General features: G+C 71.7%; 12 protein-coding genes and 1 pseudogene. 6 read left to right on the forward strand and 7 right to left on the reverse strand.

Annotated elements, in window-relative coordinates; all coding sequences use genetic code 11:
* Window positions 1-71 precede the first annotated feature (71 nt).
* From BN4348_RS31960 to BN4348_RS31970, 3 genes are all read right to left on the reverse strand, one after another.
* Window positions 72-353 carry a DUF1490 family protein gene (locus BN4348_RS31960; RefSeq protein ID WP_066908166.1) on the reverse strand — a complete coding sequence of 94 codons (282 nt, stop codon included), beginning with the start codon at window positions 351-353 and terminating at the stop codon, window positions 72-74.
* A 100-nt stretch (window positions 354-453) separates the two neighbouring features.
* Complete coding sequence (locus BN4348_RS31965) at window positions 454-1,179, reverse strand: TIGR03089 family protein (protein WP_211145645.1); 726 nt, start codon at window positions 1,177-1,179, stop codon at window positions 454-456.
* Window positions 1,167-2,639: an LCP family protein gene (locus BN4348_RS31970; RefSeq protein WP_372514147.1), complete on the reverse strand. Its 1,473-nt coding sequence runs from the start codon at window positions 2,637-2,639 to the stop codon at window positions 1,167-1,169. Before BN4348_RS31970 ends, BN4348_RS31965 begins: the two co-directional genes overlap by 13 nt.
* Window positions 2,640-2,714: 75 nt before the next feature.
* Here BN4348_RS31970 and rfbD point away from each other — a divergent pair, with 75 nt between their 5' ends.
* From rfbD to BN4348_RS31985, 3 genes are all read left to right on the forward strand, one after another.
* Window positions 2,715-3,617 (forward strand): dTDP-4-dehydrorhamnose reductase, encoded by a 903-nt coding sequence (gene rfbD, locus BN4348_RS31975; RefSeq protein WP_066908173.1) that lies wholly within the window; start codon window positions 2,715-2,717, stop codon window positions 3,615-3,617.
* Between the two features lie 10 nt (window positions 3,618-3,627).
* Window positions 3,628-4,419: a sugar nucleotide-binding protein gene (locus tag BN4348_RS31980; protein WP_407937890.1), complete on the forward strand. Its 792-nt coding sequence runs from the start codon at window positions 3,628-3,630 to the stop codon at window positions 4,417-4,419.
* Between the two features lie 10 nt (window positions 4,420-4,429).
* A complete protein-coding gene (locus tag BN4348_RS31985) occupies window positions 4,430-5,386 on the forward strand; it encodes a glycosyltransferase family 2 protein (protein ID WP_235852648.1) in 957 nt (318 codons plus the stop codon).
* A 4-nt stretch (window positions 5,387-5,390) separates the two neighbouring features.
* Here BN4348_RS31985 and BN4348_RS62645 read toward each other — a convergent pair.
* From BN4348_RS62645 to cofD, 3 genes and pseudogenes are all read right to left on the reverse strand, one after another.
* Window positions 5,391-6,788: pseudogene (locus tag BN4348_RS62645) on the reverse strand (Eco57I restriction-modification methylase domain-containing protein); the annotation flags it as partial.
* Between the two features lie 10 nt (window positions 6,789-6,798).
* Window positions 6,799-8,151, reverse strand: a complete 1,353-nt coding sequence (locus tag BN4348_RS32000) for a coenzyme F420-0:L-glutamate ligase (protein WP_096866085.1) — start codon at window positions 8,149-8,151, stop codon at window positions 6,799-6,801.
* Between the two features lie 5 nt (window positions 8,152-8,156).
* On the reverse strand, window positions 8,157-9,152 hold the full coding sequence (cofD, locus tag BN4348_RS32005; RefSeq protein ID WP_066908181.1) for a 2-phospho-L-lactate transferase: 996 nt from the start codon (window positions 9,150-9,152) through the stop codon (window positions 8,157-8,159).
* A 320-nt stretch (window positions 9,153-9,472) separates the two neighbouring features.
* On the opposite strand from cofD, the gene BN4348_RS32015 reads away from it, so the two are divergent.
* Complete coding sequence (locus tag BN4348_RS32015) at window positions 9,473-9,811, forward strand: WhiB family transcriptional regulator (protein ID WP_066908184.1); 339 nt, start codon at window positions 9,473-9,475, stop codon at window positions 9,809-9,811.
* Between the two features lie 9 nt (window positions 9,812-9,820).
* Here BN4348_RS32015 and BN4348_RS32020 read toward each other — a convergent pair whose 3' ends face one another.
* Window positions 9,821-10,243, reverse strand: coding sequence for a metallopeptidase family protein (locus BN4348_RS32020; protein WP_066908187.1), 423 nt, complete (start codon window positions 10,241-10,243; stop codon window positions 9,821-9,823).
* 172 nt (window positions 10,244-10,415) lie between these two features.
* Between BN4348_RS32020 and BN4348_RS32025 the strand changes: the two genes are divergently transcribed.
* On the forward strand, window positions 10,416-10,865 hold the full coding sequence (locus BN4348_RS32025; RefSeq protein ID WP_167670434.1) for a DUF3499 domain-containing protein: 450 nt from the start codon (window positions 10,416-10,418) through the stop codon (window positions 10,863-10,865).
* A 93-nt stretch (window positions 10,866-10,958) separates the two neighbouring features.
* Window positions 10,959-12,338 carry a phosphomannomutase/phosphoglucomutase gene (locus BN4348_RS32030; RefSeq protein ID WP_066908193.1) on the forward strand — a complete coding sequence of 460 codons (1,380 nt, stop codon included), beginning with the start codon at window positions 10,959-10,961 and terminating at the stop codon, window positions 12,336-12,338.
* Window positions 12,339-12,425 lie beyond the last annotated feature (87 nt).

A 12,425-nucleotide genomic window follows, 5' to 3' on the forward strand; every position in this document is an offset into this window, starting at 1 on the left:
CCGACACCCGCATGCGCCCCGCCGCATCCGAAAGCACATGCAGCGCGGGGCTTTCCGCCGGCGTCAAGCGATCAGTGCTCGTGCTCGTGGGCGTCGGCGACCGCGGGCGTGGGCGCCTCTTCGCCGATGCGTTCGCGGGCCTCGGCCATGACGTCGGCGAGCTTGAGGCGCGCCGACTCGGCGGCCTCCTCGGCCTTGCGGGTGCCGCGCAATCCCAGCTCCGCCGCCGACACCGCCGTCTCGTGCAGCGGCGCCCTGGCCATGGCCTTGCGCACCACCTCGTAGGCCGTCACGCCGACCAGGCCGGTGACCACCGTGCCCGCCGCCTTCGCCAAGAGCCCGTACACCGCCATCGCCCCAATCCTCCTGTCGCCGCCGCGTCAGTCCATCCTCGCACGACGTTAACATTGAAATATTGCGATATCAACATGCATCGGGCGCCGCGGTCGAGCGCTAGAGGACCCGGGTGACCTTCTCCGTCTCGATCCGGCGCGGCAGTGCCCCCGGGTCGGGATTGGCCACCTGCACCAGCGACGCGCCGACGGCCAGGATCGCCAGCAGGCCGTCCACCAGTTCGCCGGGTCGCGTCCAGGACGCGCTGGACAGCACCCGGTCGGCGGCCGTCAATCCCCGTGCGGTGGCGGATGTTTCGCAGTCGGCCAGGACCTCGTCGACCGATCGCCCCGCCAGCGCCGGACCGGGCCGGGCTTCGCCGACGATCTGGTCGCCGTGCACCCGCACGGCGGTGGCGTAGTCGGTGACGCCGATCGGCAGGTCCGGCGCGGGGCGGCCGAACGGGTCCAGCGACAGCACGGCCACCTCGCCGGCGCCCGTGCCGTCGGCCTCGTCCAGCCGATCCGCGGTGCACAGCGCCACGTCCGTGGCGGTGCCCGGCCCCGGTTCGAGCACCGCCTCGGCCCCGATCCACCACACCCCGAACAGCGCCGCCGCGGTCTGCCAGTGCGCCGGCAGCAGGATCGCGACCCGGCTCGCCGGCCCGGCGCCCATCTCGTCGCGCAACAGGTTGCCGGTCTTGGCGGCCCAGTTGGCCAGGGTGGCGGCGGACAGCTCGATGCGCTCGCCGCCGGCGTCGTCGTAGTAGGTGATGCGCGGGCCGACCGGGTCGGCCCGCAACATCGGCTCCAGGATGGCCCCGGCCAGCGTGCTCAGTTGATGCACTCGGGCTTGTCGGAGCCGGCGGTCAGGATCGGCGACGGCGCCGGCACGTTGGGGTCGGCCTGGGCGCCGGCGTTGGACACGCGCGCGGGCATGACCGACCCGCCACCGGAAAGCCCGGAGCCGGGGCCGGTGTAGTCGTTGGCCAGCACCACCCGCACCGTTCCGGCGGCGACGGCCGGGTCAGCGACGACGGGCAACCCGCCCAGCTCCTTGGCGACCTGCTGGGCGCCCAGGTCGTCGGTCTTGGCGGCGCGCACCTGGCTGCTCTTCACGTGACCGCCGTCGTTGTTTCCGACGGTGCCGGCGGCAAATCCCTTGGAGCTCAACACCTCTGACACCGCTGCCGCCAGCCCGTTGATGTCGGTGTCGTTGACGACGCTGGCGGTGGTCTTCGCCGGGGTGTAGGCCAGCTCCTCGGTCTTGCCCTGGTCCTGGTCGTGCAGCAGCCCGGCCACCCAGTCCTGCACCTGGTGCGGGTCCACCCGCACCACGCTCTGCATGCCGTCGTCGCTCCAGCCGGCCCCGTCGAGCACCGGGATGGTGGCGAAGGCGACGTTGCCGCCGGCCAGCTTCTGCATCTGCTGGACGAAATCCATCACGTCCCAGCCCGAGGAGATCACCACCGAGCGCTGAACGGCGGCCTCGAGGCGCCGCAGGGTGGTGGGGCTGGACAGCGTCTTGCTGGAGATGACCCGGTGGGCCAGCGACGCCATCACCACCTGCTGGCGCACCACCCGGTCCAGGTCGCCGCGCGGTAGGTCGTGGCGCTGGCGCACGAAGCTCAGCGCCTCGGGGCCGTCGAGTTTTTGTTGTCCGGCGGGGAAGTCGGCACCGGACAGCGGTTCGAACACCGGCTGTTTGAGGCAGACGTCGACGCCGCCGAGCGCGTCGGTGATCAACGCGAATCCGAGCAGGCCGATTTCGGCGTAGTGGTCGACGGTGACGCCCGTGAGGTCGGCGACGGTCTTGATCAGCGCCTCGCGGCCGGCCTCGGTGCCCTGGGTCGCCGCTTCGGCCGCGGAGGCACCGGCCTTGACGAGGGTGGCGCGCTTGGCCTCCCTGGTCTGGCCGTAGACGCCGTTGATCTTGGTCTTGCCCAGCCCGGGGGCCGCGACGTAGGAGTCGCGGGGGATCGAGATCGCCGTCGCCGACTTCCCGTTGTTCGGTATCCGGATCAGGATGATCGTGTCGGTGTTGGTCGCTTCCTCGTCGCCGGCCCGCAGGGTGGCCAGCTCCTCCTGGGACAGGGGGTTGCCGTGCGCGTCGGTGCGGCTGTCCAGGCCGACCAGCAGGATGTCGATCGCGCCGTCGTCGCCGCCCTTGCCCAGCGAGGGTGCGGACATGTGGAAGATGCCGTCCTCGAAGGCGCGCACGTTGCCCCAGGCCATTCCGGTGCCGACAACGACCGCGACGGTCAGCACAGTGGCAACCACACGAACCACACGTTGCACAGGCATCACAATAGGTTACTTGCGACACAGCGGCTTCGCGGGTAGCCGGGGGCGGCGTGCCTGGTCCGTGCCAGACTCGACGACATGTCGGGCAGGTCGGAAAGAATCGTGATCACTGGAGCCGGGGGGCAACTGGGCAGCTGTTTGGCCGCGCTGGCGACCGAGCGGGGGCGCGAGGTTCTCGCGCTGACGTCGTCGCAATGGGACATCGCCGATCCGGCCGCGGCGGAACGGATCATCCGACCCGGCGACGTGGTCATCAATTGCGCGGCCTACACCGACGTCGACGGCGCCGAGAGCGACGAGGCGCGCGCGTACGCGGTCAACGCCACCGGGCCGGAGATCCTCGCGCGGGCCTGCGCGCGCGCCGGCGCCCGGCTGATCCACGTCTCCACCGACTACATGTTCACCGGCGACCCCGGCCCGGGCGCCCCGCGTCCCTACGAGCCCAGCGACAAGACCGACGCGCGGGGCGTCTACGCGCTGTCGAAGCTCGCCGGCGAGGATGCCGTCCTGGCGGCGCTGCCGTCGGCTGTCGTCGTGCGGACCGCCTGGCTCTACACCGGCGGAACGGGCAAGGACTTCGTCGCCGTCATGCGCCGGCTGGCCGCCGGGGACGGGCCGGTGAACGTGGTCGACGACCAGGTCGGGTCCCCGACCTACGTCGCCGACCTGGCCGTCGCGCTGCTGCAGGTCGCCGACGACCGCGTGCCGGGTCCGATCCTGCACGCCGCCAACGAGGGCGCGGTGTCGCGCTTCGAGCAGGCCCGCGCGGTGTTCTCCGAGTGCGGCGCCGACCCCGACCGGGTGCGGCCCGTCAAAACCGACGAGTTCCCGCGCCCGGCGCCGCGGCCTACCTACTCCGCGCTGGGCGGCCGGGAGTCCGCGGCGGCGGGCCTCACACCGCTAAGGCCCTGGCGCGCTGCGCTTGTCGCGGCGCTGGCCGCATCGGGCAGCGACCGACCGTTACCCTCTACGCGTGACTGACATCCTGCCGGTGGTGACGGTGACCTACTCGCCGGGCCCGCACCTGGAGCGGTTCCTGGCCTCCCTGTCACTGGCCACCGAGCGCCCCGTCAGCGTGCTGCTGGCCGACAACGGCTCCACCGACGGAACCCCGCAGGCCGCCGTCGAGCGGTATCCGAACGTGCGGCTCTTCGACACCGGCGCGAACCTCGGGTACGGGACGGCGGTGAATCGCGCGGTCGCGCAGCTGGACGAAAGCCTGGACGAGAACGGGGACTGGGTGATCGTGGCCAACCCGGACGTGCAGTGGGGCCCGGGCAGCATCGACGCCCTGCTGGACGCCGCCATCCGCTGGCCGCACGCCGGCGCCCTGGGCCCGCTCATCCGGGACCCCGACGGGTCGGTGTATCCGTCGGCGCGCCACCTGCCCAGCCTGATCCGCGGCGGCATGCACGCGGTGATCGGCCCGTTCTGGAAGCGCAACCCGTGGACGGCGGCCTACCGCCAGGAGCGGCTCGAACCCAGCGAACGCGCGGTGGGCTGGCTGTCGGGGTCGTGCCTGCTGGTGCGGCGGNAGGGCGCGGTGTCGCGCTTCGAGCAGGCCCGCGCGGTGTTCTCCGAGTGCGGCGCCGACCCCGACCGGGTGCGGCCCGTCAAAACCGACGAGTTCCCGCGCCCGGCGCCGCGGCCTACCTACTCCGCGCTGGGCGGCCGGGAGTCCGCGGCGGCGGGCCTCACACCGCTAAGGCCCTGGCGCGCTGCGCTTGTCGCGGCGCTGGCCGCATCGGGCAGCGACCGACCGTTACCCTCTACGCGTGACTGACATCCTGCCGGTGGTGACGGTGACCTACTCGCCGGGCCCGCACCTGGAGCGGTTCCTGGCCTCCCTGTCACTGGCCACCGAGCGCCCCGTCAGCGTGCTGCTGGCCGACAACGGCTCCACCGACGGAACCCCGCAGGCCGCCGTCGAGCGGTATCCGAACGTGCGGCTCTTCGACACCGGCGCGAACCTCGGGTACGGGACGGCGGTGAATCGCGCGGTCGCGCAGCTGGACGAAAGCCTGGACGAGAACGGGGACTGGGTGATCGTGGCCAACCCGGACGTGCAGTGGGGCCCGGGCAGCATCGACGCCCTGCTGGACGCCGCCATCCGCTGGCCGCACGCCGGCGCCCTGGGCCCGCTCATCCGGGACCCCGACGGGTCGGTGTATCCGTCGGCGCGCCACCTGCCCAGCCTGATCCGCGGCGGCATGCACGCGGTGATCGGCCCGTTCTGGAAGCGCAACCCGTGGACGGCGGCCTACCGCCAGGAGCGGCTCGAACCCAGCGAACGCGCGGTGGGCTGGCTGTCGGGGTCGTGCCTGCTGGTGCGGCGGTCGGCCTTTCGCCAGGTCGGCGGCTTCGACGAGCGCTACTTCATGTACATGGAGGACGTCGACCTCGGCGACCGGCTGGGCAAGGCCGGCTGGCTGAGCGTCTACGTGCCCTCGTCGGAAGTCCTGCACCACAAGGGTCACTCCACCGGGCACGACCCCGCGAGCCACCTGGCGGCCCACCACAGGAGCACCTATCTCTTCCTGGCCGACCGGAATTCCGGTTGGCGGCGTGCGCCGCTGCGCTGGACGCTGCGCGCCTCGCTGGCGGCGCGGTCGCGCCTGATGGTGNCGCGCGGCACCCCGCGACCGCCTCGGGGGACAACCCGAGCCCGTCGATCAGCACGCGCCGGTCGACGAGGTCGAGCGCCTTGTCGACCTCGCCCGCCTTCAGCAACAGGTCGACGTCGCAGGTGAGTTCGTTGCCGGCGTGCACCGGCGCGGGGATCGGAAGCTGTTCGGCTTCCGCGGGTTCCAGCTCCAAGATGCCCCCACCGTAGCTGCGGCCGAGGATCTCGGCGAACGCGAACGTCACGCTGTTGTGGAACACCGCGGCCAGCGCCGCCGGATCGACGCCGGGTGCGACCCGGACCCGGTGCACCGTGTCGGTGCTCGTCGCCGCGGCGCCGTTGACGGTCAGCCGCGGCGCCCGGTGGATCTGGCGCAGCAGGAACAGATCCGGGACCCACAGCGACGGGGTGGTCCACCACGGCTTGCGGATCGAGCACTTGTAGCCGTTGTGCACCCCGGCGGCCTCACCGGCGCGGACGTGCGCGAGCAGGGCGGCGTCGGTCGGTTCGGGCGGCGCATTGAGCAGCCAGGTCCGCTGGCCCGCCGCGACATCGCCTGCGCGGCAGTCGTTGTCGTAGACCAATCCGGACAACTGCGCGCTGCGCGAGACGAGCGGGACGCAGTGCGGCCGCAGCCCCAGCTCGCCGGCTTGCGCGTCGGTGAACGTGAAAAAGCTGTTGCGGCCCGTCACGATGCCGACGTCCACGTCGGCGAGCGACCCGAGCCGGGTCATGGCCGGCGACCCCTTGAGCGTGCGCAGCAGCCGGATCGCCGCGGGGTCCAGGAAGTACTTGGTCCACTTCTCCTTTTCGTGCAGCAGCGCGGGGGCCCACGGGGCGTCGAGGTCAGCGTCCGCCAGCGCGCCGGCGTCGGTGAGATGGACGGTGCGCATCCGGGCCGGGCCCGCTCCGACCACACCGCAGAACAGCACCACCTCCTGCAGGACGCCGTCGAACACCAACCGCTCGAACGTCAGCAGCGTGATCTCGCAGAACCGGCTGAGCAGAAAGTCGCGCAGCTGGGCGGCGTAGCCGACTTGGAGCAACTCGGCCGGCAGCACCAGCCCGACCCGGCCGCCGTCGCGCGCCAGGACCGCGCTCGCGACGACGAAGGGGACCCAGGCGTTGGTCAGCCGGCTGGGGCGCAGCCCCTCGCGGCGCATCAGTTTCAGGGCCGGGTCCCGCTGATCGGATGCCCAGTTGCCGAAGCGGATGTAGGGCGGGTTGCCCGCGACGCCGTCGAAGCCGCCGGGCTCGGCCCTCGCCAGCCACGTGAAGAGGTTCTCGGCGTCGACGGGCGCGAATTGCCGGGCCTTGGCCGCTTCGTCGGGGATCAGCTCCACGCCGCGCGCCCGGCCGCCGAGGGCGGCCAGCTCGCGCAGGATCCGGCCGTCGCCGCAGGACGGCTCGACGATCCGCGGACCGGCCCCGCGAACCCAGCGGGCCAGGAATCGCGCCACCGGGGCGGGGGTGTAGTAGCCACCGCGGACCTTGGCGGCCGACGCCGCGGCCTTGCCCGCGAAATGCATGGGCCCAGTATTACTTGCGGAGCAGCAAATCCCCGGGGTCCGGCGCGTCGCGCGGCCCGGGCGGGTCCTCGGCGTAGCCGATCGCGATGGCGCCCAGCGGCTCCCAGTCGGCGGGCAGCTGGAGCTCGGCGCGGACCAACTCGGCGGCAAAGATCGTCGAGCCGATCCAGCAGCTGCCCACCCCGCGCACCGCCAGCGCAACCAGCAGGGCCTGCACCGCCGCGCCGACCGCGACCGTGAACATGGCGTGCTCGGCGCCGGTGCGGGCCGCGTCGGGGTAGGCGTGGGCGCCCTCGGGGACGAGGAACGGGATCACCACTTCGGGTGCGTCGTAGAGGATCTGCCCGCGCGCCACCCGGCGCTCTATCGAGTCGGCGGGCCGCCCGTCCCCGGCGAGGTCGGAGCGCCACCGGTCCTTCATGCGGTCCAGCAGCCGGGTCCGGGTGTGCGGCGTCCGCAGCCACACGAACCGGACCGGTCGGGTGTGGTGGGGGGCCGGCACGGTGAGCGCCTCGGCGACGGCGTCCTCGATGAGCTCTTGCGGCACCGGCTGGTCGGTGAACCTGCGCACCGACCGGCGCAGCAGCTGGGCCTGCCGGCGGCCCATGTCGAGGGCCTCGGCCGTGCCCAGCCAGAACAGGTCCTCCTCGCCGGGTCGCAGTAGTTGGCGCGCCGTCGAGCCGTCGTCGGTCACGGCGAGCCCGCGCACGACGGCCACCGGCAGCGCGGTGAGTTTGCCCTTGACCAGATCGGCGGCGGCCGCGACCTCGTCGGCGATCGCGATCTCGGTGACGAGCAGCTCGTTGCCGTGCCGGTCGACGGCTCCGGCGTAGCCGTGCAGCACACGCAGTCCGGCGGCGCCGACGGCCGCGTCGGTCTGGCCGTTGCGCCAGGCGCGGCCCATCGTGTCGGTGATGACGACGGCGACGTCGACGCCGAGCCGTTCGCGCAGCGCGGTGCGCAGCGTCGCGGCGCTGGCGTCGGGATCGACCGGCAGCAGCGCCAGCTCGTCGCGGCCGACGTTGGACCCGTCCACGCCGGCGGCGGCCTGGACCAGGCCGAGCCGGTTCTCGGTGATCAGCGTTCGGCCCTTGCGCGCCAGCACGCGCACCGCCTCGTCGTCGACGAGTTTGCGGCGCAGCCGATCGCGCTCCTCGGCGTCGGCGGGGGCCGGCACCAGGCGCCCCTCGCACTTGGACACCACCTTGCTGGTGACCACCACGACGTCGGAGTCGCGCAGCCACGGCGCCGCGGCGGCGACGGCCGCGCCCAGGTCGTCCCCGGGCCGGAACTCGGGAAGCCCGGTGACGGGCAGGATCTCGACGGTGGCCGCGGTGCCGTGCTCGGTCGAGGGGCCGGTCACGCCGCTCACGCCGCCACGCCCGCCAGCTCGAGCCCGGCGCGCACCATGTCGGCCGTCGCCCCGGGGTCGCTCATCAACAGCGGCACCGCGCGCACGGCGACCCCGTCGACGTCGGCCTCGTCGCCCTCGTGGATGAGCCAGCCGTCCAGAATCCCGGTGGCGCGCCGCGAGCCGAAATGCCGGCCGACCGCCTCCGCGCTGGACTCGACCCCGATCACGGACAGGCACGCATCGGCCATGCCGCGCAACGGCTTTGTCCCGATGATCGGGGAGTAGCCGATCACCGGGGCCCGGGCCGCGCGCAGCGCCCCGCGGATGCCGGGGACGGCCAGGATGGCCCCGACGCTGACGACCGGGTTGGACGGCGCCAGCAGGATGACGTCGGCGTCGGCGATGGCCGCCACGGCTTCGGCTGTGGCGCTGGCCTTTTCGGCGCCGACGAACGCGAAGCTGTGCGTGGGCACCTGCGCCCGGTAGCGCACCCACCACTCCTGGAAGTGGATCGCCCGGCGGCTGCCGTCGGCCGGATCGGTGATCACCGCGTGCGTCTCGCAGCGGTCGTCGGTGGCCGGCAGCAGCCGCGCGCCCGGCCGCCAGCGATCGCACAACGCGGTGGTGATGTGCGACAGCGGGTAGCCCGCGTTGAGCATCTGGGTGCGCACCAGGTGGGTGCCCAGGTCGCGGTCGCCGAGCTGGAACCAGTCGGGCTGCACGCCGTAGCGCGCCAATTCCTCCTTGGCGTGCCATGTTTCGTCGCGGTGCCCCCACCCTCGGTCCGGGTCGACGCCTCCACCTAAGGTGTACATGCAGGTGTCCAAATCCGGACAGACGCGCAACCCGTGGATCCAGGCGTCATCGCCGACGTTGACGACCGCGGTCAGCTCGTGGCTGTCGGTGCGCGGGCCCTGTTGCGTTTCGAACTGACCCAGCCCGCACAGCTGTTGAACCCCCAGCAGGAACCGGGCGCCACCAACCCCACCGACCAGAACCGTGACCTTCACTTGACCTTCACAGGGCTCGACAGTACTGCCCGTGACGGGACTGTGATGGACACGCCGAAGGCCCAAAAACAACAGAAACGCCGGAATTTGGTCACGAGATGATATGGAAATTGGCCATTACGCTTGACCAGGCAGGTCAACAAGTGTCTAATCACAACAGTGTCATTTCCCGGTTGGCCGGCCGATTCCGGTGTCGCAGACCGAGATTCGATCACTTGTTCGAATTGGGCTGTACATCAGAACAGTGGGAAGCACTCACTCTCTCAAATCAAAGCTGAGGAGGCGGACGAAGCATGTCTTATGAGCACCTTCGGGGCGTTATGACAGGCACACCGCACACCATCATCGGCTCGGCGCCGGCGGCACCCGTCCGCCCGCACCTGACTGTGGTTCCCGACGCCCCAGTCGCTTTCGAGCCCGAGCCCCTGCCGCCGGCGACCCCGGATCAATGGCAGGACCGCGCGCTGTGCGCGCAGACCGATCCCGAGGCCTTCTTCCCCGAGAAGGGGGGCTCCACCCGCGAGGCCAAGAAGATCTGCCTGGGTTGCGAGGTTCGCCACGAGTGCCTGGAGTACGCCCTGGCGCACGACGAGCGCTTCGGGATCTGGGGCGGTCTGTCCGAACGGGAGCGCCGCCGCCTCAAGCGCGGCATCATCTGACGCGCGACGCTATTCGTCGTCGATCGTGGGGTCGATGACCGAGGGCTCGACGTCCAAGTAGATGGCCACCTGGGCCACCAGGATCTCGTGCAACAACTCGCCAAGTTCGTCGGTGTCCTTGGCTCGTCGTTCAATCGGCTTGCGGAACAAGACAATTCGTGCCCGCGTGGCGTTGCCTCGGACGTCGACACCGGCCGGTATCAACCGGGCGAGCGCGATCGGTCCGTCGGCGATGACCTCCGGTGGCCACTGCACGCTCTCGGGGTCCTTGGCGGCGATCCGCGGGATCTCGTCGACGGCCACGTCCAGTTCGGACACCCGCTCCTGCCATCGCCGCTCGATCGGCTCGTAGGCCTCCAGCACCGCCATGTCGAACCGCTCGGCCCGGCTGCGCCATCCGGGCACGGTCGGCGGCAGCAGCGGTCCGCGCATATCGCGGCCGCGGCGCGACCCTCGGTAGGAAGCCGATCGGCGCCCCGACCGATCGCTGCGCGGGGAACCGCGGGAATCGGCCACGCGCCGATGGTAACGGTTGTACATCGCGGGTCGAGCGGATGCGCGTGTCCGGCGCTTCCACGGCGTTTGCGCACGATAGCCTTTCGGCGTGAACGTTCCCCGTCGCTGTTGCCGGCCCGGGTGTCCGCACTACGCCGTGGCGACCTTGACGTTCGTCTACTCGGACTCGACGGCAGTGGTGGGCCCGCTCGCCACCGCGCGCGAACCGCACTCCTGGGACCTGTGCGTCGGCCACGCCGGCCGGATCACCGCGCCCCGCGGCTGGGACCTCGTGCGCCACGCCGGGCCCCTCCTTTCTGAACCCACCCATCCCGACGAGGACGACCTGGTCGCCCTGGCCGACGCGGTGCGCGAGGGGCGGCCGCGCGACGGGGGCCTGTCGCACCCGGCGGGCCCGCCCCTGAACGGCTTTTCCGAACCCCACATTCATGCCGGAGCCCAGGCCACCGCGCCGAGCAGCGGGCTGCTCGCGCCGCCGGAGCGCCGCTCCGGTCGCCGGCGCGGACACCTGCGGGTGTTGCCGGACCCCGCTGATTAGCTCTGACTAGCCGGATCTAACGCGCCGCAGGTTTTTCCCGGGCCGATAGGCTGACGCCAAGAGCCCCACCGTCAGGAGCGTCAGGAGTTTTCCATGTCACGGTCCGCCGCGACCGTTCGCCGCGTCGTCAAGGCATACGACGTCCGCGGGCTGGTCGGCGAGGAGCTCGACGAGTCGCTGCTCGCTGATCTGGGCGCCGCGTTCGCCGTGTTGATGCGCGCCGAGGGCGCCCGGCAGGTGGTGCTCGGCCACGACATGCGGGACAGTTCGCCGGCGCTGGCCGCGGCCTTCGCGCGCGGGGTGCTGGGCCAGGGCCTGGACGTGGTGCGGATCGGTTTGGCGTCCACCGATCAGCTGTATTTCGCGTCCGGGCTGCTGGATTGCCCGGGCGCGATGTTCACCGCGAGCCACAACCCGGCGGCCTACAACGGCATCAAGCTGTGCCGGGCCGGCGCCAAACCGGTCGGGGCGGACACCGGGCTGGGCACCATCAGCGACGACGTGATCGCCGGGGTTCCGGCGTACGACGGCCCGCCGGGGACCGCCACCGATCGCGACGTGCTGGCCGAATACGGGACGTTCCTGCGCTCGCTGGTGGACACCTCCGGGCTGCGCCCGCTGCGGGTGGCCGTGGACGCCGGCAACGGGATGGCCGGCCACACCGCCCCGGCCGTGCTGGGCGCGATCGAATCGATCACCTTGCTGCCGTTGTACTTCGAACTCGACGGGACGTTTCCCAATCACGAGGCCAATCCGCTCGACCCGGCCAACCTGGTGGACCTGCAGAAATTCGTGCGCGACAGCGGAGCCGACATCGGGCTGGCCTTCGACGGGGACGCCGACCGGTGCTTCGTGGTCGACGAGCGCGGGGAGCTGGTGTCACCGTCGACGGTGACCAGCCTGGTGGCCGCCCGGGAGCTGGGCCGGGAGATCGGCGCCACGATCATCCACAACGTGATCACCTCCCGGGCGGTACCCGAGTTGGTCACCGAGCGCGGCGGCACGCCGCTGCGCTCGCGGGTCGGCCACTCCTATATCAAGGCGCTGATGGCCGACACCGGCGCGATCTTCGGCGGGGAGCATTCCGCGCACTATTACTTCCGGGATTTCTGGGGCGCCGACTCGGGGATGCTGGCGGCGCTGTACGTGCTGGCCGCCCTCGGCGAGCAGGAACGGCCGCTCTCGGAGCTGACCGCCGACTACCAGCGCTACGAATCGTCCGGCGAGATCAACTTCACCGTGGCCGACGCGTCGTATTGTGTGGACGCGGTGCTGAAATCGTTCGGCACCAGGATTCAGTCCATCGATCACCTGGACGGGGTGACTGTCGATTTGGGCGACGGCAGCTGGTTCAACCTGCGCAGCTCGAACACCGAGCCGTTGCTGCGGCTCAACGTGGAGGGCCGCACCAGCGAGGACGTCGACGCCGTCGTTTCCCACGTCCGTGCCGAGATCGCCGGGGCCACACCGTGAACGCCACCGCGGCGATAGACCTCGAGGACGCCGGCGGCCTGCTCGCGGCCGACCGCGAGGGCCTGCTGCGCGCGGCGTCGTCGGCGG

This window comes from Mycobacterium interjectum, assembly GCF_900078675.2.
In the GTDB taxonomy this organism is placed as follows: Bacteria; Actinomycetota; Actinomycetes; order Mycobacteriales; family Mycobacteriaceae; genus Mycobacterium; species Mycobacterium interjectum.

What these genes read in the sequence shown, in the direction of transcription:
- BN4348_RS31960 (WP_066908166.1), bottom strand. Translation starts at nt 353, where the DNA reads ATGGCGGTGTACGGGCTCTTGGCGAAGGCGGCGGGCACGGTGGTCACC.
- rfbD (WP_066908173.1), top strand. Translation starts at nt 2,715, where the DNA reads ATGTCGGGCAGGTCGGAAAGAATCGTGATCACTGGAGCCGGGGGGCAA.
- BN4348_RS32015 (WP_066908184.1), top strand. Translation starts at nt 9,473, where the DNA reads ATGACAGGCACACCGCACACCATCATCGGCTCGGCGCCGGCGGCACCC.
- BN4348_RS32020 (WP_066908187.1), bottom strand. Translation starts at nt 10,243, where the DNA reads ATGCGCGGACCGCTGCTGCCGCCGACCGTGCCCGGATGGCGCAGCCGG.
- BN4348_RS32030 (WP_066908193.1), top strand. Translation starts at nt 10,959, where the DNA reads ATGTCACGGTCCGCCGCGACCGTTCGCCGCGTCGTCAAGGCATACGAC.